Source organism: Phytoactinopolyspora mesophila, from assembly GCF_010122465.1.
GTDB lineage: Bacteria > Actinomycetota > Actinomycetes > Jiangellales > Jiangellaceae > Phytoactinopolyspora > Phytoactinopolyspora mesophila.
In genome coordinates this window covers 634,529-657,013 of sequence record NZ_WLZY01000001.1, presented here as the reverse complement: position 1 = coordinate 657,013, position 22,485 = coordinate 634,529, and the positions used below count along the sequence as shown (strand labels likewise).

The window sequence follows — 22,485 nt, the reverse complement described above, 5'->3', positions numbered from 1 at the left end:
GTTCGGGCAGGATTGAGTCTCATGCGGATAGTGATCGTCGGTGCCGGGGCCATCGGCGGCGTCATCGGCGGACGCCTGCACCAGCACGGGTACACCACAGCTCTCATCGCCCGGGGGCCCCACCTGACCGAGATCCGGCGGCGTGGCCTGCGGGTGGAGGATCCGGACCACGCTGTCACCGTGGACGTTCCAGTGCACGGCGACGTCTCCGAGATCGGCTGGCGGGACGGCGACGTCGCCGTGATCGCGACGAAGAGCCAAGACGCCGTGGCCGCATTGGAAGCTCTGGCCGCTGTCGCGCCGCCGGAGCTTCCCGTCATATGCGCCCAGAACGGGGTGGACAACGAGCAGCAGGCGCTTCGGCGATTTGTCAATGTCTATGGCATACATGTGATGTGCCCGGCCACGTTCCTTGAACCCGGCGTGGTGCAAGCCAGCTCGGCACCGATTTCCGGCCTGCTCGACGTCGGCCGTTATCCGTCCGGAACCGACGCCACGAGCCAGGCGGTGGCCGCGGCACTTATGGGGTCACGCTTCGACAGCCGGGCGGTCGAGGACATCATGCGATGGAAGTACGGCAAGCTACTGCTGAATCTCGGCAACGCCGTGCAGATCGTCTGTGGTCTCGGCACCGGCTTGGAGATCGCCCATCGCGCCCGCCAGGAAGGTGCGTCGTGTCTCGAAGCCGCCGGGGTCGGTTTCGTGTCGGGCGAAGAGGACAAGGAGCGACGGGGCGACCTGCTCACCGTGCGCCCCGTCGGCGGAAAGTCGCGTGGCGGCGGTTCGACATGGCAGAGCGCCACCCGCGGGTTGAACTCGATCGAGACCGACTATCTCAACGGCGAGATCGTCTTGCTCGGACGGCTGCACGGCGTGCCGACGCCGGTGAATGAACTGCTGCAGCGCCTGGCCGTGGAGGTGGTGACGGGGCGCCGTGCCGCCGGCAGTGTTTCAGAGGCCGAGATTCTTCGGCGGCTGGGATCCTGAACAGTGCCGCTATCGGTCAACTCCAGGACAACGCCAACGCGGCCTGGCTGGGCGATGCGGCCAGGGCACGTTGACGACGTCTACCGGCCTCGGATGATCTTGCGTAGGCGGGCGTAGCGCTCCGCGTAGTCTCGTTCGGCGCCGCGTGTGGTGGGCTCGTAGTATTGCTTGTCCGCGACCGAGTCCGGCGCGTACTGCTGCTCGACGACGCCGCGGGGGTCGTCGTGCGCGTAGGCGTAGGAGCTGCCATGGCCCAGCTTCTTGGAACCCGAGTAGTGTGAGTCGCGCAGTGCTGGCGGCACCGGGCCAGCCAGACCCGCGCGGATGTCACCTGAAGCCGCGCCTATCGCCTTGACCACGCTGTTCGATTTGGGCGCCAGCGCCAGGGCGATCACCGCATGCGCCAGAGTGATCTGGGCTTCCGGCCAGCCGATCAGCTGAACCGCCTGCGCCGCTGCCACCGCGGTCTGCAGCGCTGAGGGGTCGGCCAGTCCGATGTCTTCGCTGGCCAGGATTACCAGCCGGCGGGCGAGGAACCGCGGGTCTTCACCTGCCTCAGCCATCCGCGCCAGATAGTGCAAACCAGCGTCTACGTCACTGCCCCTGATCGATTTGATGAGTGCGCTGGTGACGTCGTAGTGCTGGTCGCCGTCGCGGTCGTAGCGCACCGCCGCGCGGTCGACCGCCTTCTCCGCGATGCCGAGGGTGATGGTCGCCTCAGTGGTGGCCGCGGCGGCGCCGGCCGCCGCCTCGAGGTACGTCAGCGCTCGGCGTGCGTCACCGCCGGCCAGCCGGACGAGGTGCTCGCGCGCGTCATCGTCGATCTTCACCTCGCCGCCGAGACCGCGTTCGTCGCTCAGCGCGCGGTCGAAGACCTCCTCGATGTTCTCCTGCTTCAGCGGCTCCAGGGTGAGCAACAGCGATCGCGAGAGCAAAGGACTGATGAGGGCGAAGAATGGGTTCTCGGTCGTGGCGGCGACGAGCGACACCCACCGGTTCTCTACCCCTGGCAGCAGGGCGTCCTGCTGCGTCTTGGAGAACCGGTGGACCTCGTCCACGAACAGCACTGTGCCCGTCCCCGTCTTCACCAGCTCACGACGAGCCCGTTCCATCACCTCGCGCACGTCTTTCACCCCGGCCGTCACGGCCGAGAGCTCGACGAAATGACGCTGAGTGGCGCGGCTCACCACGTACGCGAGGGTGGTTTTACCGGTTCCCGGCGGGCCCCAGAGCACAAGCGCCATCGCTTGGTCGTCCTCGACGAGGCGGCGCAATGGGGTGCCCGGGCCAAGTAGATGATCTTGGCCGATGACGTCGTCGAGCGTCCGAGGGCGCATCCGTACGGCCAGAGGCTGGCCCGCATACTCCTGATCCGCGCCCGCCAGCGAGCCTCCGGGCCTGGAGGATGCCGGCGCCTGCCCGAAGAGTCCCTCTTGCTCCATACAGCCGAGCCTACGTGCTGGCGAGGACATCCGCGCAGGCAAGTGCGCCTCATGCTGCCCAAACGAACCGTGGCGCGGCATCCGATGAGGATACCGCGCCACAGCTACTTGGGGGGCCTTGCTTCATTTCCGAGATTGACATATAGATCACGGACTTGTCAAGGATCTGGTCCCGGCCGATGTCAAAGCCAAAGACCAATCACAAGAAGTGTGAGTAAGATCATCTTCATTGTCCCCCGGATCCTGTCTTTGCCGTCACGATCTCCGCCGCTGCCCTGGGTGGCAGCCCGCGCTTCTGTGGGGCCGGGTGGGCGGATCACCTCCGTCGAAGCCGCCGGGACGGCCGGTAAAGCTGCCGCAGCCGGCGTTCCTGCTGCTGGAGAAGTCCGGCACTCACTCCACTGCGGCGGCGTATTCGCAGATGGGCGGTGTCCACTGACGGCGGCGGCGCGAAACTGTGCGGGCGTACCCGACCGACGATCGACAGTTCGAACCGGAGTTGCCACCATGCGATCTCGAAGTTTCGGGGCTGTTCGGCCGTGACACGTTTCGCGAAGCCCCATTCGACCAGAATGTCCGCTTCTTGCAGTGCGGTTTGGTCAGGGGTCAGAATTCGCCGGAACAAACTCGTCGAAATGGAGTATGGGATGTTCGCCACGACCGCATAAGGGCGGCGCGGCAGTGGGACGCTCCGTGCGTCGCCGGCAACGATACGCACATTCTCGGCTTCTGAGAACCGACGTTCGAGGCGGGCGACGAGATCTGGATGGCGCTCGACGGCGATGATCCGGGCGCCTGTCCCCGATAGCTGGGAGGTCAGCTTTCCGGTACCGGCGCCGAACTCGACCACGAGGTCCTGTGGGTCGAGTTGAGCCGACCTGATCATCCGCCGGACCACAGCTGGGTCCTTCAATAGATGAATCCCAGACGGGTTGTCCGGGAATGTACGTGCACTTGTGCGCCGCGAGGGCATGGTTCACCACAGCCATTGGATGTGAGGAGCGGTCCGCGCGTCATGCGGGACGTGCTCGGCGCCGTCATCTGGACATGACTAACCGCGCCGTCGACCCGGGTTCACAACACCGGGGACGGGCGCGGTTCACGGCACACCCGGGCTGGCTCAGCCAGCTGCGCGAGTTATGCCGTGGTGAAGCGGCGCAGCCTCATCGAGGCGATGCCGAGCATGTAGTTACCATTGGCCACGCAGAGCATGCTAGTGGTCGCGGGATGAGTGGTTCAACGCGTTTTTTACTCGCCACGCCGGGCTTTGGACGTACTCGGCGTCCTCACACCGGAATCCAGGTGCAGCACGTCGCCAGCCCAGCGCCGGCGAGCCCATCGGTCATGTGTCACCAGCACCACCGGGAGCCGCGACACGCCGACCGCTTCCTCTAGCTCTTCGACGAGGCCGAGCGACAGGTGGTTGGTTGGTTCGTCGAGCAGCAGGACCTGTGGCCGGGCGGTCAGCAGTCTGGCCAGTGCTAGCCGGCGCTGCTGCCCTACCGACAGCCGCCCCACCGGCGTGTCGAACTGCCAAGCGGGCAGCAGGCCCAGGGCGGACAAATCGCTGCGGTATTCGTCGGGCGGGCCGGATCGCCCGGCTGCGTACACGGCGAGAGCGGATATCCCCGGGTCCGGAAACGCGCCCGCTTGCGGCAGCCAGCCGATCCGGAGGCCACGGGAATGCATCACGGCACCGCCAACCGGCTCCAGGGCACCCGCGAGCACGGCGAGCAGTGACGACTTCCCTGCGCCGTTCGGCCCCGTTACCAGGAGGCGGGTGTCGCCGCTGACATCGAGTGCGGCGAAGGAGATACGTCCGGGTACGTCGATCTCCCGCGCCGAGATGAGCACACCGCCGCGAGCTGGTTGGTCCAGCGTCGTATCAAGCCGGAGCAACCGGGGTGGCTTCAGGACCTTCCGTTTCTCGAGCTGTTTCACCCTGTTCTCGGCATCGCGGACCCGGCGGGCCACCGCCGCGTCGACCTTCTGTCCGAAGAAATGGGGCTGGAACTTGTCATTGTCGCGTCGTGCGCGATTGGTATGCCCCACCTGCCGCGCGGTGGTTCGGGTCGCGGCCCGGGCGAGGTTCATCTCGTCGTTCCACGCGGCATGCGCTTGTTCCCACCGGACGCGGGCGGCGGCTTTGCCCTCCAGGTAGTCGGTGTATGCGCCGGTGTAGCGGGCAGGGCCGATGATCGGCGTTCCGTCCGGCTCGACTCGCAGCGTCGGATCCAGATCGAGGATCGACGTGCAGACAGCGTCGAGGAAGGCGCGGTCATGTGACGCGGCGACGACGACACCGTGATGCTCGCGAAGCGTCGTCTCGAGATAAGCCAGTGCGTCGTCGTCGAGATGGTTGGTCGGCTCGTCCAGCACCAGGATGTCCGGTGCCCGGACCAGCGCGAGTGCTAGCGCCAGGCGGGCACGCTGGCCACCGGAAAGCTGCTCGAGTGCCCACGTAGGCGGAATCTCCGCCAGTCCCAGGCCCGCCAGCGCCCGCGCCGCCCGGGCGTCGGCCGACCAACCGTCGCGTCGTTCGTATTCGGCCATGAGATCGCCGTACTCGGTCAGCACGTCGGTGTCGCCGGCGCTCATGCGCTCTTCGAGCTTGCGCATCGCGGCCTCGAGGCTGCGGAACTCTGCCAGAGCGGCGTCTACAGCCTCGGCAATGGTGCCTCCCACCGGAAGGTCGGGCTCCTGGCTGAGGTAGCCGAGGCTCCCGCTGAGGTGGACCTCGCCGGCGTCGGGATGCTCCACGCCGGCTATCAGCCGCAGCAGTGTGGACTTGCCGACACCGTTCTCGCCGACCAGCCCCAGGCGCTCGCCTGGTCCCGCGTCGAGGCGGATGTCGTCGAGAACAATTCGTCCCGCATAGGACTTGGAAAGAGAACGTACCGAGAGTTGAGACACCTGAGGACCTCGAATGGGGTCGGAGGAAGCCCACCGGGTCTCAGATGACCTCGGACGTGGGCCGCTTCAGGTGTCAGATCCGCATAACGCGATCGAAGATATCAGAGGGTGTCGGGGCGAGGTAATAACGTGACTCGTGATCGTCGTCACGTCTCTCGAGGAGGCTGAGAATGAACAAGGTCGGCAACATCACCTTCGACTGCGCTGATCCTAGAGCCCTGTCACACTTCTGGTCCGATGTGCTCGGCTATCCGCGTAGCGAGTATCCGCCTGAGTTACGCGAAAGTCTTCTCCAGAGCGGCCTGACCGAAGAAGACCTCCTCGACCGGTCGGTGGCCGAAGACCCCGAGGGTGCGGGCCCGCGTCTGTACTTCCACCGCGTGGCAGAGCCGAAGCAAGCCAAGAACCGTGTTCACCTCGATCTTTTCGCGATCCCTGGCAAACACGCCACTCCGGCAGAGATCGACGCCGAGGTAGACCGGATTGTCGCTTTGGGTGCGAGCGTGATTCGCAAGCACGATGCCCTGTGGGGTCCCTACCGCGAGTACCACTACGTCATGGCCGATCCTGAGGGCAACGAGTTCTGCATCCAGTAGGCGGGGTTCATTCCAGGCAGGACGCTGAGTCGGCTCAGGCACACAAGAATGCGACTCGCCGTGACGAGTCGCATTCTTGTCGATCGAGACGTGGTCCGGTTCCGTGTGTCACCCGGCCCCGCTCGCGCCTCGAAGGGCTACAGGTTGTGGCACGTCCCGTCCGGGCTCCTCCAGCTCTTACCGCCGCTGTTCTTGCAGTTGTGGGCGTCCTTGTTGTTCAGCTTCTTGCCCGTACAGTTACGGCCCGACCAGCACTCCCCGGCGACCTGCGGGTCATAGTCGTCCGGCAGCGGCGGGCAGTCCCCCGCGCTCATCTCTTCTGGTTCCTGTGTCATGGCAAACTCCCTGACTTCTTGCCGAATCCGGATGGTGAAGGCCGCCACCAGCTAGCGGCTTCTCGCTTCTCGTGCCTGGAACATCCGCCGGAAGTCGAGCTCCTTGCTGCTACCCACGTCCCAGGTGTTGTCCGGGTTCAAGGTCGCGGTCAGGGCGGTGTTGCCGCCGGAGTACTCCAGCGTTTGGAAGCTCGTGACGCTGGACCCGTCGACCATCTGCCCCTTCACGTAGTTGCCCGCGTCGATGTAATACGTCGGGTGCAGGGTGAACGTCTGCGTGAGGTTGGGGCCGGCGTTCGTGGCGCACACCGAATCTCCATCCAGCGTGATCGCCACGGAGCTGGCCTGGACGCTTGGTACCGGCACAGTCGGATCGTCGCTGATCCACAGCGTTTGGCCGTCGGGATTCCCGTTGGCCGGCGTGAGCTCGAAATCCTGGTTGTACGAGAACAGCGCTTTGCACCGGTCCGTTGCGTTCGGGTCGGCTGCCAGTTGGCCGCTGCCGGCCCACTGGTAACCGGATTCGGTGCCCTGGGCCGACCACGCGAATCCCCAGGTGATGTTCCACTTGAAGACGTACTGATTGTGCGCGTTGATCGGCTGGGTCAGCCATGCGAGGCTGACCGTGTCGTAGGCCGTGGTGGCCGGAAGGGTGGCGAACACGGCGAACGTCGGGCGGTCGAGCTCCGAGTTGTTGATCACCGTGAGGGTGTAGGTGTTGGGCATGTCTCCCCCGTCATTGGAGATGCCGCTGATGCGGCTGAGCAGTGACCTTCACTACCTGTTACTCAGAGTGAGCAGAATGTCACTGTGTGTCATCGTCAAAATTGATGAACCTGCCGGATTCGCTCCACAATCGGTGCTTCGCGGCATGAGCGGTGAGTCAAGGCGACAGCCGCGAGTTGCGAGGACACCCTGAGCTTGCTCATAAGCGCCCGGATATGACTACGCACCGTCGCCAGCGTGACTACGTCCGCGGTGGCGATCTCGGCCGCGGATCGCCCGGCGAGCAGGGCGCCGAGCACATCGAGCTCACGTGGGGTCAGGGCGGTGAATCGACGCGCCTCGTCCTCGCGCGCGCGAAGTGCCGCCGTCAGCCGCGCGCGGTCCGGCGCGAAATCGGGGAGCCTGAGGGTCTGGTCGAGCGTGTGTGCGAGTTCGGTCATGGGCTGGTCAGCGTCAGCGACAGCCACTACTCCGGCGCGCTCCACGGCGTCGGCCAGTGAGGCCAGCGCCGCCTTCGTCGCGACGGCGACGACGCGCGCGTCGGCCCGTGGTCCCAGCACTGAGCGCACGTCCGGCAGCCGGCCCTCGGGATCCGCAACCAGAATGAGCGTGTCGACAGGTGCGCGCACGCCCGCCACCATCAGATGCAGCTCCGTCACTACCCGCACGGCGCGCCACCCGATGACGGTCAATGCCGCCGCGAGTGCGGCCGAAAGCACCGCATTCTGGGACACCATCCAAATCGGACGAGAACGTCCGGATTCACCCACCATCACGCAAAGTGACGATATTGTCACTCTGCGTTACATTCAAAGGGTTCGCTCAACGACAAACCGTCCGCGCGCAGCCCTGTGTGCTTCACCAGACGGGAACCGCAGCGAAGGAGCCGGTGGTTGGAGTTGAGATCCGTCCCGGGTTCGGTCCGGCATCGGCGAGCGAGGTACGAGCGAGTCCGCGGGCGACGGACTCTTTTGTGCTTGTCCAGACGGGAACCGCAGCGGGCATGAAGGGCTTGGGCCCGAGATCCGTTCATGGTTCGGTCGGGCATCGGCGAGCGAGGTACGAGCGAGTCCGCGGGCGGGAACGGAACCCTCTTGCTCGACCAGACGGGAACCGCAGACGAGAACCACAGGGGTGGGGGTACCTGGTTGGCGGCCAGGGTTCGGTCGGGCATCGGGCGACGGACTCTTTTGTGCTTGTCCAGACGGGAACCGCAGCGGGCATGAAGGGCTTGGGCCCGAGATCCGTTCAGGGTTCGGTCGGGCATCGGCGAGCGAGGTACGAGCGAGTCCGCGGGCGGGAACGGATCTCGGGCCCAAGCCCTTCCCTATTCCTCGCTGTCAGGAACCACGTCGATTCCGGCTTCTTTGCGCTGCTCTGCCGTGATCGGTGCGGGCGCACTGGTGAGCGGGTCATATCCACCGCCGGTCTTCGGGAACGCGATCACGTCGCGGATCGAGTCAGAGCCTGCGAGTAGTGCCACGACCCTGTCCCACCCGAAGGCGATACCTCCGTGCGGCGGGGCGCCGTACTTGAAGGCGTCCAGGAGGAATCCGAACTTCTCCTGTGCCTCCTCAGCGGTGAGCCCCATGACGTCGAAGACTCGCTGCTGGACATCACGACGGTGGATACGGATCGACCCGCCGCCGATCTCGTTGCCGTTGCAGACGATGTCGTAGGCGTAGGCGAGCGCGTTGCCGGGATCCTCTTCGAAAGAGTCGATCCATTCCGGTTTAGGTGAGGTGAACGCGTGGTGCACAGCGGTCCAGGCTCCGCCGCCGACGGCGACGTCGTCTGTCTCGGCGACGGCTTCGAACAGGGGTGCGTCAACCACCCAGACGAACGCCCAGCCGTCTTCGTCGATCAGCTTGGCACGCTTGCCGATCTCGAGTCGCGCGGCCCCGAGCAGCGATTGTGAGGCCTTGCGCGGTCCGGCCGCGAAGAAGATCGCGTCACCTGGGGCCGCTCCGGTGAGCGCCGGGAGACCGGCCTTCTCGTCGTCGGAGAGGTTCTTGGCGACCGGCCCCGACAGTTCTCCGTCCGCACCGACGAGCACATAGGCCAGCCCCTTGGCGCCCCGAGCCTTGGCCCAGTCTTGCCAGCCGTCGAGTTCCTTGCGGGTCTGGGAGGCACCGCCCGGGAAGACCACGGCGCCCACATATGGTGCTTGGAAGACCCGGAACGTGGTGTTGGCGAAGTGGCTGGTCACTTCGGTGAGTTCTTGCTCGAAGCGCAGGTCGGGCTTGTCGGTGCCGTAGCGGTCCAGCGACTCGCGGTAGGTGATCCGCGGGATGGGTGTGGGCACCTGAACGTCGATGAGCTCCCAGAGCGAGCTGACGATCCGCTCGCTGAGCGCGATGACGTCTTCTTGCTCGACGAAGCTCATCTCGACGTCGAGCTGGGTGAACTCCGGCTGGCGATCCGCGCGGAAGTCTTCGTCGCGATAACAACGGGCGATCTGGAAATACCGCTCCATGCCGGCGACCATGAGCAGCTGTTTGAACAGCTGAGGAGACTGGGGCAGGGCGTACCAGGAACCGGGGCGCAGCCTGGCCGGCACCACGAAGTCGCGGGCGCCTTCCGGGGTGGATCGGGTCATCGTCGGAGTCTCGATCTCGACGAAGTTCTCCGCGTGCAGGACCTCGCGGGCGACCCGGTTCACTTCGCTACGCAGCCGGATGGCGGCGGCCGGGCCGCTGCGTCGCAGGTCAAGATAGCGGTGCTTCAGCCGCACCTCTTCGCCGACATCGACGTAGTCGTCGATCTGGAACGGCAGTGGGTCGGCCTCGCTGAGCACCTCTACGGTCTCAGCCACCACTTCGATTGCCCCGGTGGGCAGTGCCGGGTTCTCGTTTCCGGCAGGTCGCTTGGAGACCTCGCCGGTGACCCGGATGCAGTACTCCGCGCGCAGGTCGTGTGCGACGTCTTCGTCACGAACCACCACCTGCGCGACGCCGGAGGCGTCCCGCAGATCGAGGAACGCTACTCCCCCATGATCGCGCCGCCGGGCGACCCACCCGGTCAGCGTGACAGTCTGTGCGGCATGGTCGGCACGCAGCGTACCGGCCTCATGGGTGCGGAGCACTGAGATCCTCTTTCGGTCGCGAAGGGGCGGGCTGTAGCGGGGAGCACGGCTTAGAACTCGCGCCTCTAATGTATCCGCCGCCTGCGATCCTACGTAGGCCGCGCCGTCGTGCGCGACCCGGTTTGCCGCCTCGTGCGCTCAAGTGCCGGTGCATGCGGAGATTCTCTGCCTATACCTGCCCCGATGGGTCAGGGCAGGTGCGCCGGCGGCTGAGGTAACGATCTCGGCGCGGCATCTTGTCGGCCAGGCCGCCAGCAGCTAGTGTCCCGGTCATTCCGAACCGGGACGCACGCGCCCCACCCTGTTCCCCGGCATCACCCGACACTTGTCGGCGGAGCGCGAGCACAAGGTGCGACGCCCTGGCGTTCCTACTGGCCAGGACCGCCTGCGAGGCGGCAACAAGGAGGCGACGCGTGGATACCTTCGAAGACATCATCGGCGATATCGGCAGCTTTGTCTGGGGTGGCTTGAACATCCCGATTGTCGAGTTCGGCCTGCTGGTGCCGCTACTGCTCGGCACCGGTCTGTTTCTGACGATCCTGTTACGCGGTGTGCAGTTCACGAAACTGTTCCACGCGCTCTGGCTGGCGTTGATCAAACGCAAGGAGACCGGGGACGTCAAAGGCGATATCAGCCACTATCAAGCTCTCACCGTGGCACTGGCGGCGACGGTCGGCGTCGGCAACATCGCCGGTGTCGGCAGTGCGATCGCCATCGGCGGAGCCGGAGCCCTCTTCTGGATGTGGGTCACCGGCTTGCTCGGCATGGCGACCAAGTACGCCGAAGCCTTTCTGGGGGTGAAGTACCGGCGGGTTGATGCCGCGGGTGAGCAAAGCGGTGGCCCGATGTTCTACATCAGCGAGGGTCTCCGGGAGAAGTACGGCGAAGGCCGGATGGCGACGTTCGGCAAGGTGCTGGCCATCCTGTTCGCGGTATTCGGTGCCGTGGCCGCGTTCGGTATCGGCAACGGCGTGCAGTCCGGCCAGGTCGCTTCCGCGCTCAACAACGAGTGGAACATCCCGACGTGGGCGACCGGCCTGGTGCTGATGTTCGTCGCGGCCGTCGTCATTCTGGGCGGAATCAAGGCGATCGGCAAGTTCACGGCGGCGTTCGTACCGTTCATGGCGATCTTCTATGTACTCGGAGCGACCGTCATTCTGGTCCTGAACGTCGGCGATCTGCCGGATGCGATCGCCACCATCTTCGAGGGCGCTTTCACCGGTGAAGCTGCTGCAGGCGGGTTCGTCGGCGCCGGTATCCTCCTGGTGCTCCGGCAAGGCGTCGCGCGCGGCATCTTCTCCAACGAGTCCGGCCTCGGCACCGGCGGCATCGCGGCCGCGGCGGCCAAGACAACCCACGAGGTCCGTCAGTCGCTGGTCTCCATGACCCAGACCTTCCTCGACACGCTCGTGGTCGTCAGCTTCACCGGTCTCGTCATCGTCACCACCGGCATGTACACCGAGGTCGACGCCGCCGGTGACCAGCTCCGCGACGCTGTGCTGACAGCCGAGGCGTTCCGTGAGGGTTTGCCAGGCGACTGGGGCGGCACGCTGGTGACGCTGGGCGTGGCGTTCTTTGCCTTCTCGACGCTGCTCGGCTGGGCCTACTACGGCGAGCGGTGCATGGACCGGCTCTTCGGCCGGGCCGCCGTGCTCCCCTACCGGCTCGTCTTCTGCGGTTTCATATTTGTCGGCGCGGTCGCGAGCCTGGACCTGATCTGGGACATCGCCGACATCCTCAACGGGCTGATGGCGCTTCCCAACCTGGTCGGCCTGATTCTGCTGGCCTTCACCGTCCGCAAGGGCAGCTTCGACTTCTTCAGCCGCCCCGAGTGGAAGATGTACACGGTCAAGCCGGAGTAGTGCGGCTTTGACTCTCCCGGTGATCGTCAGTGTGTTGTGGTTTCTGGATCACGACCACAACACACTGACGATCACCAAATCACGACCACAACACACTGACGATCACCGAACAGGTGGGGTTGTGTCAGTTCAGTTCGCCTGGACAGAGCCACCGAGCTCGGTCCGAATGGTGTTTTGCAGTTCCGCCAGCGGCACGGGTCGCTGATCACCCGTCTGCAGATCCTTGAGTTGGGCGACGCCTGCCGAGAGATCACGCTCTCCGGCGACAATCGCCAGCCGCGCGCCGCTGCGGTCGGCGGCTTTCATCGCACCCTTCAGGCCACGCCCGCCCGTGGCCAGATCGGCGCGGATGCCAGCTCTGCGCAGCTCGGTGACGACGCCGAACAGCTGCCGGGCCGCTTCTTCTCCGAGCGGTACGGCGTAGACGTCCAACCCGGTCTCCCCCGGCAGCGGGAGGCCTTCGGCCTCCATCGCGAGCAGCGTGCGCTCCACCCCTAGGGCCCAACCGACGCTGGGCAGCCGGGGGCCGCCGATCAGCTCGGAGAGGCCGTCGTAGCGCCCACCCCCACCAATCGCCGACTGCGCAGCGCCCAAGCCGTCGTGCACGAACTCGAAGAGGGTTCGTGAATAGTAGTCCAGTCCACGGACCAGGCGTGCGTCGTCCTCGAACGCCACACCGGCATCGGCCAGCAACGTCCGCACCGTGTCGTGGTGGTCGAGATCGCTCTTGGACAGAAAGTCGGACATCAGCGGCGCGTCAGTGAGGGCGGCCTGGATCTCCGGACGTTTGTCGTCGAGCACCCGCAGGGGGTTCAGCTCGGCTCGTTTCGCCGTCTCGTCATCCAGGTCCAGTCCCCGCAGGAACTCCTGCAAGGCGCTCCGGTAGGCGGGGCGGGACTCCTCCGAACCCAGCGAGTTGATGACGACGCGCACCCCGGTCAACCCGAGGGACCGGTACCCGTCCATCGCCAAGACAATCAGTTCCGCGTCATTGGCCGGGTCCTCCGTGCCCAGAACCTCGGCACCGACCTGCGAGAAGTGCCGGTAGCGGCCTTTCTGCGGCCGCTCGTAGCGGTAGTACGACCCGGAGTACCACAGCTTCACCGGCAGCGAGCCGCGGTGCAGGTTGCCTTCCAGGGCGGCGCGGAGGACCGGCGCCGTACCCTCCGGCCGCAGGGTGACGTCGTCGCCGCCCCGGGTCGTAAACGAGTACATCTCCTTGGTCACGACGTCGGTGGACTCTCCGACACCGCGGACGAACAGTTGTGTGTCTTCGAACGACGGAGTCTCGACGTAGCCGAATCCGGCTCTGCGCACAGCGTCGGACATCGCTTCACGAACGGCCAGGATCGCCTCGGCCCGAGGCGGGACAAGATCGAACGTGCCCTTCGGGGCACGGAACATCGGTTGATTCACGGGGTGTCCTTGTCAGATCTGCAGGAACGGGTTAGTCGCACGCTGGTTTCCCAGTGAGTCGCCCTCGCCGTGGCCAGGCAGCACGGTCGTGGCATCTGGCAGCCCGCCGTCGGCTTCAGGGGTGGCTATCCGAGCGAGCGTCTGCCGCATCGCTTCAGGATCGCCACCCGGCAGGTCGGTACGCCCGACCGTGCCGGCGAACAACACGTCACCGGTGAAACAGAGCGAACCCGGATGCTCGTCGGGCCGGGGCACCACGTACAGCGTCGAACCTTCGGTGTGCCCGGGAGCGTGGAGCGCCTCCACGGTCAACCCCGCCACCTGGAGGGATGCGCCGTCGCTGAACGTGTGCACGTCCGGCGGCCGCGTCCAGAGCTCGGCAAAACTCGCGAAGGCCGGTGCCAGCTCCGGGCCCAGGGTCTGGATCGGGTCGTCGAGCCTGTACTCGTCGGCCTCGTGAATGTAGACCGGCAGTTCATAGCGCTGGCAGAGCTGGGCAAGCGAGAAAGTGTGGTCGGCATGGCCGTGCGTGATCAGGGCGGCGGCCGGCCGCAGTCCATGCTGGGCCATGGCTTGACCGACATGCTCTTCGACCGCGATACCAGGATCGACAAGAAAGCATGTGTCGCTGCCGTCGCGTGCCACGACGTAACAATTGGTGCCGAGCACGGGACTGGCGAGTGAAAGTAGCAGCACCCGTGGAAGGTTACCGGCCCGGCGTCGTGCATCCTAAATCCCCGGCGCCGTGGTGTCGATAGCAGGTGCGACGCACCTCCGCGTCCGTACCGTCGCGATGTTCGCGCATCCAGTTGTGTGAGACGCCTTCGCGATTGCCGCAAAGTCGTTATCTTCGAATCGCCTGTTCCTGCCTAGACTGAGCCCTCGTAACATATGCCGTTCGTATGCCTTCGCCACAGCCCCGGATGAGGATTCCACCGTGACGCACACTCCCGGTAGCCCGGAGCCAGAGCAGGTTCAGGCCGCCGATCACGAACCGACTGCGGCCGAGCCGGTTCCCACACCAGACCCTACCGCTCCCGACAACACCGCCCCGGAGAGCACAGGTTCGGACCCTGACGCCTCGGAGGCCGCCGAGGCTCCGCCCGAGGCGGAGAAGACCGACGCGCTCCAGAACGCCCCGGAATCCGGCGACGTCGGCGGCCCACCAGGTGCAACCGGCGAGAGCGGTGAGACCGGCGACCAGGTCGGGCCGGCTCCCGAGACGGTCGCGTCCAACGAGTGGGGCCGGGTAGATGCTGCGGGTGAGGTGTTCGTCCGCACCGCGGACGGCGAACGCTCGGTCGGCTCCTGGCAGGTTGGCCAGCCGGAGCAAGCGCTGGCGTTCTTCGGGCGCAAGTTCGACGATCTCGCTGTGCAGGTCGACCTGCTGGAGCAACGCCTTGAGTCGGGAGCGGCCGCGCCGGACGAGATCGCGTCTGGCGTGCGACGCCTGCGTGACGCCCTGAAAGACGCCAAGGCCGTTGGCGATCTCGATGCACTGTCCGCGCGCCTGGACGTCGTCGACGCCCACATCTCCGAGCGGCGCGCCGAGCGCAAGCAGGCCCGGGCAAAAGCCCAGGACGAGGCGCAGGCACGCAAGGAAGCCATCGCCGAAGCTGCCGAGGCGATCGCCGAAGGCAACGACTGGCGACACGGCGCCGATCGCCTCCGGGCATTGCTGGACGAGTGGAAGTCGCTGGCACGTCTCAACCGCGCCACCGACGACGCTCTGTGGCGACGCTTCTCCACCGCCCGCACCCATTACACCCGGCGCCGCAAGGCACACTTCGCCGAGCTGGCCGACCGTCGGGAGACGGCTCGGGTCATCAAGGAGCGAATTCTCACCGAAGCCGAGGAGTTGGCTACCTCCACCGACTGGGGCGGCACCTCGCGGCGCTACCGCGAGCTGATGACCGAGTGGAAGGCAGCCGGTCCGGCACCACGCAACGTCGAAGACATGCTGTGGAAGAGGTTCCGTGCGGCACAGGACACCTTCTTCGAAGCTCGCGCGGCTCACCAGGCGCAGCGCGATGACGAAGAACTGAACAACCTGCGGCTGAAGGAAGAGCTCCTGGTCGAAGCCGAGGCACTGCTGCCGGTCCAGGACTGGAAGTCCGCGCGTGCCCAGCTCAGGTCGGTCCAGGAACGTTGGGAGCAGATCGGATACGTGCCCCGCGACTCCCGCCGCACCGTCGAGGGCAGGCTGCGCAAGGTTGAAGACGCGATCCGCCAGGCCGAGGATTCCGAGTGGAAGCGCAGCAACCCCGAGGCCTACGCGCGTGCCCAGGACACCGTCGACCAACTCCAGGCGCTCATCTCGGATTTGGAGCAGAAAGTCGAGAAGGCGCGTGCTTCGGGCGACGAGCGCAAGCTGCGCGAAGCCGAAGAAGCACTGGCGGCACGGCGGACCTGGCTCGAACAGGCCGAACAAGCGCGCGACGAGTTCGCCGGCTGAGGGTTTGCATCCGTAGTTCCGCGGACTGGGAGTTGCCGGTCAGGTTCGCGGGTGGGGCGATGGATCCCATCCCCGCCCGCGGACTCACTCGGGATGGAAGGGCTTCGCCCCAAGTGCCTCGCTCGCCGATGCCCGACCGCACCCGGATGGGATCCATCGCCCCACCCGCTCGTACTTCCCTCACCTGCCGAGTCCCAACCGCTTGAGGGCCTGACCCACGGGTGTCCCTGACCGGCGCGTTCTCGCCCTCTAGGTACTCCTCTCCTCCAGCATCCTCGCCATCGCATAGAAAAGCACCCGGCATCACGGCCATAAGGAAGCTTGATGTCGTTGGCTGGGCGCAACAAGGAGGCTTACTGTTGCTAGGGCGACCACAAGCTTCCTTGTTGCGGCCAGACCTTGCCCCCGGTGGGAACCTGCGGCGCTGGGTGGGCGGAAGGTTCGTCCATGGTGCGGTGGGCATCGGCGACGATGCTGCCGGTGCCGGCGTGACCTGGGTGACCAAGCGACACGCTGGGTGGGTCGAGAGTTCCGTCCATGGCGTGGCGGGCATCAGCGAGCGAGGCCGCTGGCGAAGCCCCTCTCCGAGCGAGTCTGCTGGGCGAGGACGGAACTCTCGACCCGCCCAGCGTCCCCCAACGTCCCCTAGTTAGACACCGCGGGCACGCCGCTAGTGAGGCGGTAGGCGTCGAAGACGCCCTCGACGCCGCGGACCGCCTTGAGCACGTGGCCGAGGTGTTTGGGATCTGCCATTTCGAAGGTGAACCTGCTCTTGGCGATTCGGTCGCTGCCGGTGGCCACCGTGGCGGAGAGGATGTTGACGTGCTGGTCGGAGAGCACCCGCGTGACGTCGGACAGTAGCCGGGCGCGGTCGAGGGCCTCGACCTGGATGGCGACGAGGAACATGCTGTTGGCTGTCGGCGCCCATTCGACGTCGACGATGCGACCCTGCTCTTTGCGCAGGGAGTCGACATTGACGCAATCGTGGCGGTGCACCGACACGCCGGAGCCACGGGTGACGAAGCCGATGATGTCGTCGCCAGGCACGGGTGTGCAACATCGAGAGAGCTTGACCCAGACGTCGCTGACACCCTTGACGACCACGCCTGGGTCGCCCTGGGTGCGGCGGCGGCCGCGGTCCGGGATAGCAGCTTCGGCGGCATCCTCGCTCGTGCCTTCCTCGCCACCGAGAATGTAGACGAGTTTTTGCACGACGCTCTGGGCCGAGACGTGTCCTTCGCCGACGGCGGCGTAGAGCGCGGAGATGTCGACGTAGCGAAGCTCGTCCGCGACGGCGGTCAGCGCTTCTTGGCTGAGCATGCGCTGCAGCGGTAGGTCTTGCTTGCGCATGGCGCGGGCGATCGCGTCCTTGCCGTGTTCGATCGCCTCCTCGCGGCGCTCTTTGGAGAACCACTGCTTGATCTTGTTGCGCGCTCGGGCGCTGGTGACGAACGTGAGCCAGTCCCGGCTGGGGCCCGCCCCTTGCGCTTTGGAGGTGAAGACCTCGACCACATCGCCGTTGTCGAGTTTGGACTCCAGCGGGATCAGCCGGCCGTTGACCCTGGCGCCGATGGTGCGGTGGCCAACCTCGGTATGGACGGCATAGGCGAAGTCGATCGGTGTGCCCCCGGCCGGCAGCGCGACGACGTCGCCTTTTGGCGTGAACACGTAGACCTCGTTGGACTCCATCTCGAATCGCAGGGATTCGAGGAACTCGCCGGGATCTTCGGTTTCCTTCTGCCAGTCGAGGAGCTGGCGCAGCCACGCCATGTCGTTGGCGCCGTTGCCGTCGCCGACGGCGACGGACTTGTCGGTCTCACGCCCGGCGTTGCTGTCTTCCTTGTACTTCCAGTGCGCGGCGATGCCGTACTCGGCGCGGCGGTGCATGGCATGGGTGCGGATCTGCAGCTCGACCGGCTTTCCCTGCGGGCCGATGACCGTTGTGTGCAGCGACTGGTACATGTTGAACTTCGGCATCGCGATGAAGTCCTTGAACCGGCCAGGTACCGGATTCCAGCGCGCGTGGACGATGCCGAGCACCGCGTAACAGTCTCGCACCGACTCGACGAGCACCCGCAGCCCGACGAGATCGTAGATGTCGGTGAACTCACGGCCGCGGACGATCATCTTCTGGTAGATCGAGTAGTAATGCTTCGGGCGCCCGCTCACCGACGCCTTGATCTTGGCGCCGCGAAGGTCGCTCTGCACCTGGTCCACGACGGACACCAGGTAGTCGTCGCGCGAGGGCGCCCGCTCGGCCACCAGGCGCACGATCTCGTCGTACACCTTGGGGTGCAGCGTGGCGAACGAGAGGTCTTCGAGCTCCCACTTGATGGTGTTCATACCGAGACGATGTGCCAGCGGAGCGTAGATCTCGATGGTCTCGCGGGCCTTGCGGCGGGCGGACTCCTTCGGGACATAGCGCCAGGTGCGGGCGTTGTGCAGGCGGTCGGCGAGCTTGATGACCAGCACCCGGATGTCCTTGGCCATCGCGATGACCATCTTTCGGACGGTCTCTGCCTGCGAGGCTTGACCGTACTTGACTTTGTCGAGTTTGGTCACGCCGTCGACCAGCATCGCGATCTCGTCGCCGAACTCTCCGCGGAGCTGGTCGAGGCCGTATTCGGTGTCTTCGACAGTGTCGTGGAGCAGCGCCGCGGCCAGCGTCGGAGGTGTCATGCCGAGCTCGGCGAGAATGGTGGCAACGGCCAGCGGATGGGTGATGTAGGGATCGCCGCTCTTGCGCTTCTGGCCGCTGTGCGCCTCTTGGGCGACGTTGTACGCCTTCTCGATGACGCTCAGGTCGGCTTTCGGGTGAACCGCCTTGATAGTGCGGAACAGCGGCTCGAGGGCAGGCTCAGATTGCTGCCGCTGGGCCGTCAGCCGCGCGAGCCGTGCCCGGACCCTGACCGGCGCCAGCGCACCGCTAGGAGCGTTCTGCTCGGCCACTGGCCTCCTCTCGCCTCTACGAAGGAGACAACACAGTCTAGGCGCCTTGCTATTCCTGAGCTAACCGGGAGCCCACAGGTCGCGCCACCGACCCTGCGTGCCCGGCAGCTCATCGGATCAAGCCCCGATGTGCTGCTGACGCGCGTCGTCGAGCGTCACACGATGGACTCTACAACGAGAGCAACGCCGTGAGTGTCACATCACGCAGCTTCTCGCGCCCGTTCAGGAAACCGAGCTCCATCAGCACGCTCACCCCAGCCACCTGGGCCCCGGCCCCGCGCACCAGATCGATCGTCGCGCGTGCGGTGCCGCCGGTGGCCAGCACGTCGTCCACGATGAGCACGGTGTCGCCGGGTGAGAGCGCATCTCGATGCATCTCGACGGTTTCCCGGCCGTACTCCAGTTCGTAACTCGCCGACGACGTGCGGGACGGAAGCTTGCCTTCTTTACGCACCGGAACGAAGCCCACGCCTAGCCGCTGCGCGACCGGCGCCCCCAGAATGAACCCCCGGGCCTCAATGCCAACCACGGCGTCGAGGCCGTCGTAGCCAGACCCGGTGTCACCGATGCCGGCAAGCAAATCGACCGCGGCGCCGAATGCCGCTGGATTGCGCAGGAGCGGCGTGATGTCCTTGAAAACGATACCGGGCTCAGGCCAGTCCGGCACGTCCCGGATTCCGGACAGCAACAGCTCCCGCTGATCGGCAGTAGGCATCTGACCAGCGGACGGTGTACTCAGCGAGACTCGCCGTCGTTGGCGCGATTACGAGAGTCAGTGTCGCTGCTGACCTCGGTGTCCTCGGCCGGCTTGTCCGTATTGGCGGACTCGCCCACATCCCTCAGCTCACCGCTTGCGTCCATGAGCTCTTCGGGAGTGTCGGCGATCTCCGACTCCGGGCTGTCGAGGATGTTGACGATGGCACGACGCACGTAGCGGTTGGTCACACCGGGCGCGACCTCGAGAACAACCTGGTCTTTGTCTTCATCGATCTCAACGACCGTGCCGAGGAGACCGGCACCGGTCATGACTTCGCTGCCTACCGACAGGGTCTGCTGCATGTGCTGCATCTGCCGCCGCTGCCGCTGCTGCGGCCGGATAAGCAGAAAGTAGAAGACCGCGATGAGCAGAATAGGGAGCAGCAACGCTTCCATGAGTGAGTGGCATCCTTCGACTAGGGGTTGTCTGGGAACGTCCGCGCGATTCTAGTCCCCACGGAGGCCGTACGCAGAATCGGGGCGTACCAGATCGGCCGCACCTCCCAGTCTACCCGCCTGAAGCCTCATCGGCAGTGTTGAAGAGGTCGAGTTCGCCGTCCGGAACGGCGAACGGCGTCTGGGCGGGCACAGCCATACCGAGATGGGTCCATGCCGCCGGCGTCGCCACCCTCCCCCGCGGTGTCCGGGCCAGGAGCCCGGCCCGCACGAGGAACGGTTCGGCCACTTCTTCCACCGTTTCCCGTTCTTCGGCCACGGCCACCGCCAAGGTGCCGAGGCCAACCGGACCACCGCCGAAGTTCCGGCACAGCGCCGTCAGCACGGCACGGTCCAGCCGGTCCAGCCCGATGCCGTCGACCTCGAAGACCTCGAGCGCTGCACGCGCGATGTCGCCGGTGACGACGCCATCCGCGCGCACTTCGGCGAAGTCTCGCACCCGGCGCAACAGCCGGTTGGCGATCCGCGGTGTGCCGCGTGAGCGGCCGGCGATCTCGCGGCCGCCGTCAGCCCGAAGGTCCACCCCGAGCAACCCCGCCGAGCGGACGAGAACCTGCTCGAGTTCCTGGGGCTCATACAGCTCGAGGTGACCGGTGAATCCGAACCGGTCCCGTAGCGGGCCGGGCAGAAGGCCGGTACGAGTAGTGGCCCCAACCAACGTGAACGGCGGCAGCTCCAGCGGGATGGCTGTAGCGCCGGGTCCTTTCCCCACGACCACGTCGACCCGGAAGTCTTCCATCGCCGTGTAGAGAAGCTCCTCGGCGGCGCGAGCGGTTCGGTGGATCTCGTCGAAGAACAGCACGTCGCCCTCGCTGACCGACGACAAGATGGCGGCGAGGTCACCGGCATGCTGGATGGCCGGACCGCTCGTAATGCGCAGTGGCACACCCATCTCGGCCGCGACGATCATGGCGAGGGTGGTCTTGCCCAGCCCTGGCGGGCCGGAGAGCAGTACATGATCGGCAGACCTGCCGCGGCCGCGGGCCGCATCGAGAACCAGCGACAGCTGTTCGCGCAACCGCTCCTGGCCGACGAATTCAGCCAGGTTGCGGGGGCGCAGTGCTGCTTCGACGGCGCGCTCGTCGGCGTCGGCGCCGCCGCCCATCAAACGGGCCTCGCCCTCTTCTTGTTCGTCGAACATGCTCATTCGAGCGACCTCTCAGCGCCTGTACCCGTCACTCCGACGGCCTACGACTTCGCCAATGTTCGCAGAGCGGCCTTCAGGAGCGAGGAGACGTCTGCTGTATGGCCGTTTTCGGCGGCCATCGGCGCGACCTGCTCGACGGCAGCGTCGGCGTCCCGGGCCGACCACCCGAGTCCGAGCAGCGCCGTGCGTACCTGGTCCTGCCAGCCGCCCCTCGGGGCAGCGCCATTGAGCTGCGGCTGTGCGCCAGCAGTTGAGGATGCCGCGCCGAGCTTGTCTTTGAGCTCGATGACAATGCGCTGTGCGCCCTTCTTGCCGATGCCGGGCACCTTCGTCAATGCGACCAGGTCTTCCGCCGCTACGGCCCGCCGGAGGTCGTCAGGAGTGTGGACCGACAGCATGGCCTGAGCCAGTCGCGGACCGACCCCGCTGGCGGTCTGCAGCAATTCGAAGACCGTGCGCTCGTCGTCGGTGCCGAATCCGTACAGCGTCAGCGAGTCTTCCCGGACCACCAGGCTGGCGGCTAGCTGCGCCTCGTTGCCCACTCGTAGCTCAGCTGTGGTGGACGGGGTGCAATGGAGCTGGAGACCGACGCCGCCGACGTCGAGCACGGTTTCGGTCGGCCGAATGCTGGCGACCTGTCCTCGTACGAATGCGATCATCGCCTGGCTCCGTTCTTGTTCATGGCCGCGCGCAGCCTGTTGTCCGCTCCCCCGCGCCATACCTGGCAGATGGCGAGTGCCAAAGCATCCGAGGCATCGGCGGGCGCTGGTTTGTCTTTGAGCCGCAGCAGCCGCATCACCATGAAGGCCACCTGGTTCTTGTCTGCCCGGCCGTTGCCGCTGACGGCGGCTTTGACCTCGCTGGGCGTGTGGCTGGCCACCGGTAGGCCACGCCGGGCCGCCACCAGCGTAGCGACCCCGCTGGCTTGTGCCGTGCCCATGACCGTCCGGACATTGTGCTGGCTGAATACGCGTTCGACCGCGACCGCATCAGGTCCGAACTCGGCGATCCACTCGTCCAGCTTGCTCTCTATGGCCAGCAGCCGCTCCCCCAGGGGCATGGCCGCCGACGTGCGCACCACGTCGACCGCGACGAGGCGCAGCGGCTTACCCGGCGCGCCTTCGACGACGCCGAGCCCGCAGCGGGTCAGCCCTGGGTCGACACCCAGCACGCGCATATGTCTCCCTTGCCGAACACCAGTTCGGTGCTCACTCTATCCGCACCCGCGGGCTCGCGGATGAGACCCGCCGCGCGCGTCGCGAGAAAACTTTGGAGGCGCTCCCCCACCCTCGGTGACGTGATCGCATCCCTGTTGTTGTCACTGCGACAAATCCGGCAAATCAAGCGCCGATCACAACAA

Annotated in this window: 19 protein-coding genes; 4 read left to right on the top strand and 15 right to left on the bottom strand. The window is 66.1% G+C overall.

Translation table 11 applies throughout. The features are described 5' to 3' along the window. Positions 1 to 21: 21 nt before the first annotated feature. Positions 22 to 987, top strand: coding sequence for a ketopantoate reductase family protein (locus F7O44_RS02940; protein WP_162448665.1), 966 nt, complete (start codon positions 22 to 24; stop codon positions 985 to 987). A gap of 80 nt (positions 988 to 1,067) precedes the next feature. On the opposite strand, the gene F7O44_RS02935 is transcribed toward F7O44_RS02940, so the two are convergent. The 3 genes from F7O44_RS02935 to F7O44_RS31570 form a co-directional block, all read right to left on the bottom strand. Beyond that, the gene (locus F7O44_RS02935) at positions 1,068 to 2,429 is read right to left on the bottom strand and encodes a replication-associated recombination protein A (RefSeq protein WP_162448664.1); all 1,362 of its coding nucleotides are present in this window, start codon (positions 2,427 to 2,429) and stop codon (positions 1,068 to 1,070) included. 316 nt (positions 2,430 to 2,745) lie between these two features. Continuing rightward, the gene (locus tag F7O44_RS02930) at positions 2,746 to 3,402 is read right to left on the bottom strand and encodes a 23S rRNA (adenine(2058)-N(6))-methyltransferase Erm(C) (protein ID WP_281353368.1); all 657 of its coding nucleotides are present in this window, start codon (positions 3,400 to 3,402) and stop codon (positions 2,746 to 2,748) included. A gap of 275 nt (positions 3,403 to 3,677) precedes the next feature. Beyond that, the gene (locus F7O44_RS31570; protein ID WP_162448662.1) at positions 3,678 to 5,342 is read right to left on the bottom strand and encodes an ATP-binding cassette domain-containing protein; all 1,665 of its coding nucleotides are present in this window, start codon (positions 5,340 to 5,342) and stop codon (positions 3,678 to 3,680) included. 170 nt (positions 5,343 to 5,512) lie between these two features. On the opposite strand from F7O44_RS31570, the gene F7O44_RS02920 reads away from it, so the two are divergent. Further along, entirely contained in the window at positions 5,513 to 5,938 is a 426-nt protein-coding gene (locus F7O44_RS02920; RefSeq protein WP_162448661.1) for a VOC family protein, read from the top strand. A 137-nt stretch (positions 5,939 to 6,075) separates the two neighbouring features. Here the strand turns inward: F7O44_RS02920 and F7O44_RS02915 are convergent, their stop codons facing one another. The 4 genes from F7O44_RS02915 to aspS all read right to left on the bottom strand — a co-directional run bounded on the left by F7O44_RS02915 (position 6,076) and on the right by aspS (position 10,084). Then, positions 6,076 to 6,273: a hypothetical protein gene (locus tag F7O44_RS02915; RefSeq protein WP_162448660.1), complete on the bottom strand. Its 198-nt coding sequence runs from the start codon at positions 6,271 to 6,273 to the stop codon at positions 6,076 to 6,078. A 51-nt stretch (positions 6,274 to 6,324) separates the two neighbouring features. Then, positions 6,325 to 6,999 (bottom strand): hypothetical protein, encoded by a 675-nt coding sequence (locus F7O44_RS02910; protein WP_162448659.1) that lies wholly within the window; start codon positions 6,997 to 6,999, stop codon positions 6,325 to 6,327. 95 nt (positions 7,000 to 7,094) lie between these two features. Then, positions 7,095 to 7,733 carry a LuxR C-terminal-related transcriptional regulator gene (locus F7O44_RS31565; RefSeq protein WP_162448658.1) on the bottom strand — a complete coding sequence of 213 codons (639 nt, stop codon included), beginning with the start codon at positions 7,731 to 7,733 and terminating at the stop codon, positions 7,095 to 7,097. Between the two features lie 593 nt (positions 7,734 to 8,326). Continuing rightward, positions 8,327 to 10,084, bottom strand: a complete 1,758-nt coding sequence (gene aspS / locus F7O44_RS02900; RefSeq protein ID WP_162448657.1) for an aspartate--tRNA ligase — start codon at positions 10,082 to 10,084, stop codon at positions 8,327 to 8,329. A gap of 413 nt (positions 10,085 to 10,497) precedes the next feature. Here aspS and F7O44_RS02895 point away from each other — a divergent pair, with 413 nt between their 5' ends. Continuing rightward, on the top strand, positions 10,498 to 11,946 hold the full coding sequence (locus F7O44_RS02895) for an alanine/glycine:cation symporter family protein (protein ID WP_162448656.1): 1,449 nt from the start codon (positions 10,498 to 10,500) through the stop codon (positions 11,944 to 11,946). Between the two features lie 129 nt (positions 11,947 to 12,075). On the opposite strand, the gene hisS is transcribed toward F7O44_RS02895, so the two are convergent. After that, positions 12,076 to 13,350, bottom strand: coding sequence for a histidine--tRNA ligase (gene hisS / locus F7O44_RS02890; protein WP_162449299.1), 1,275 nt, complete (start codon positions 13,348 to 13,350; stop codon positions 12,076 to 12,078). 24 nt (positions 13,351 to 13,374) lie between these two features. Beyond that, positions 13,375 to 14,058, bottom strand: coding sequence for an MBL fold metallo-hydrolase (locus F7O44_RS02885; RefSeq protein WP_162448655.1), 684 nt, complete (start codon positions 14,056 to 14,058; stop codon positions 13,375 to 13,377). Between the two features lie 241 nt (positions 14,059 to 14,299). Between F7O44_RS02885 and F7O44_RS31560 the strand changes: the two genes are divergently transcribed. Beyond that, positions 14,300 to 15,817 carry a DUF349 domain-containing protein gene (locus F7O44_RS31560; protein ID WP_222850987.1) on the top strand — a complete coding sequence of 506 codons (1,518 nt, stop codon included), beginning with the start codon at positions 14,300 to 14,302 and terminating at the stop codon, positions 15,815 to 15,817. Positions 15,818 to 16,462: 645 nt separating this feature from the next. Here F7O44_RS31560 and F7O44_RS02875 read toward each other — a convergent pair. The 6 genes from F7O44_RS02875 to ruvC all read right to left on the bottom strand — a co-directional run bounded on the left by F7O44_RS02875 (position 16,463) and on the right by ruvC (position 22,302). Continuing rightward, positions 16,463 to 18,766, bottom strand: coding sequence for a RelA/SpoT family protein (locus tag F7O44_RS02875; RefSeq protein ID WP_343073802.1), 2,304 nt, complete (start codon positions 18,764 to 18,766; stop codon positions 16,463 to 16,465). Positions 18,767 to 18,935: 169 nt separating this feature from the next. Then, positions 18,936 to 19,481, bottom strand: a complete 546-nt coding sequence (locus F7O44_RS02870) for an adenine phosphoribosyltransferase (protein ID WP_162448654.1) — start codon at positions 19,479 to 19,481, stop codon at positions 18,936 to 18,938. 20 nt (positions 19,482 to 19,501) lie between these two features. After that, positions 19,502 to 19,918, bottom strand: coding sequence for a preprotein translocase subunit YajC (gene yajC / locus F7O44_RS02865; protein ID WP_162448653.1), 417 nt, complete (start codon positions 19,916 to 19,918; stop codon positions 19,502 to 19,504). A gap of 112 nt (positions 19,919 to 20,030) precedes the next feature. After that, positions 20,031 to 21,125 carry a Holliday junction branch migration DNA helicase RuvB gene (ruvB, locus tag F7O44_RS02860; protein ID WP_162448652.1) on the bottom strand — a complete coding sequence of 365 codons (1,095 nt, stop codon included), beginning with the start codon at positions 21,123 to 21,125 and terminating at the stop codon, positions 20,031 to 20,033. A 41-nt stretch (positions 21,126 to 21,166) separates the two neighbouring features. Further along, positions 21,167 to 21,784 (bottom strand): Holliday junction branch migration protein RuvA, encoded by a 618-nt coding sequence (ruvA, locus tag F7O44_RS02855; protein WP_162448651.1) that lies wholly within the window; start codon positions 21,782 to 21,784, stop codon positions 21,167 to 21,169. Then, positions 21,781 to 22,302 carry a crossover junction endodeoxyribonuclease RuvC gene (ruvC, locus tag F7O44_RS02850; RefSeq protein WP_162448650.1) on the bottom strand — a complete coding sequence of 174 codons (522 nt, stop codon included), beginning with the start codon at positions 22,300 to 22,302 and terminating at the stop codon, positions 21,781 to 21,783. Before ruvC ends, ruvA begins: the two co-directional genes overlap by 4 nt. Positions 22,303 to 22,485: the final 183 nt, after the last annotated feature.

What these genes read in the sequence shown, in the direction of transcription:
- F7O44_RS02870 (WP_162448654.1), bottom strand. Translation starts at nt 19,481, where the DNA reads ATGCCTACTGCCGATCAGCGGGAGCTGTTGCTGTCCGGAATCCGGGAC.
- F7O44_RS02910 (WP_162448659.1), bottom strand. Translation starts at nt 6,999, where the DNA reads ATGCCCAACACCTACACCCTCACGGTGATCAACAACTCGGAGCTCGAC.
- F7O44_RS02915 (WP_162448660.1), bottom strand. Translation starts at nt 6,273, where the DNA reads ATGACACAGGAACCAGAAGAGATGAGCGCGGGGGACTGCCCGCCGCTG.
- ruvA (WP_162448651.1), bottom strand. Translation starts at nt 21,784, where the DNA reads ATGATCGCATTCGTACGAGGACAGGTCGCCAGCATTCGGCCGACCGAA.
- yajC (WP_162448653.1), bottom strand. Translation starts at nt 19,918, where the DNA reads ATGGAAGCGTTGCTGCTCCCTATTCTGCTCATCGCGGTCTTCTACTTT.
- ruvC (WP_162448650.1), bottom strand. Translation starts at nt 22,302, where the DNA reads ATGCGCGTGCTGGGTGTCGACCCAGGGCTGACCCGCTGCGGGCTCGGC.
- F7O44_RS02930 (WP_281353368.1), bottom strand. Translation starts at nt 3,402, where the DNA reads ATGCCCTCGCGGCGCACAAGTGCACGTACATTCCCGGACAACCCGTCT.
- F7O44_RS02920 (WP_162448661.1), top strand. Translation starts at nt 5,513, where the DNA reads ATGAACAAGGTCGGCAACATCACCTTCGACTGCGCTGATCCTAGAGCC.
- F7O44_RS02940 (WP_162448665.1), top strand. Translation starts at nt 22, where the DNA reads ATGCGGATAGTGATCGTCGGTGCCGGGGCCATCGGCGGCGTCATCGGC.
- hisS (WP_162449299.1), bottom strand. Translation starts at nt 13,350, where the DNA reads ATGTTCCGTGCCCCGAAGGGCACGTTCGATCTTGTCCCGCCTCGGGCC.
- F7O44_RS02935 (WP_162448664.1), bottom strand. Translation starts at nt 2,429, where the DNA reads ATGGAGCAAGAGGGACTCTTCGGGCAGGCGCCGGCATCCTCCAGGCCC.
- ruvB (WP_162448652.1), bottom strand. Translation starts at nt 21,125, where the DNA reads ATGAGCATGTTCGACGAACAAGAAGAGGGCGAGGCCCGTTTGATGGGC.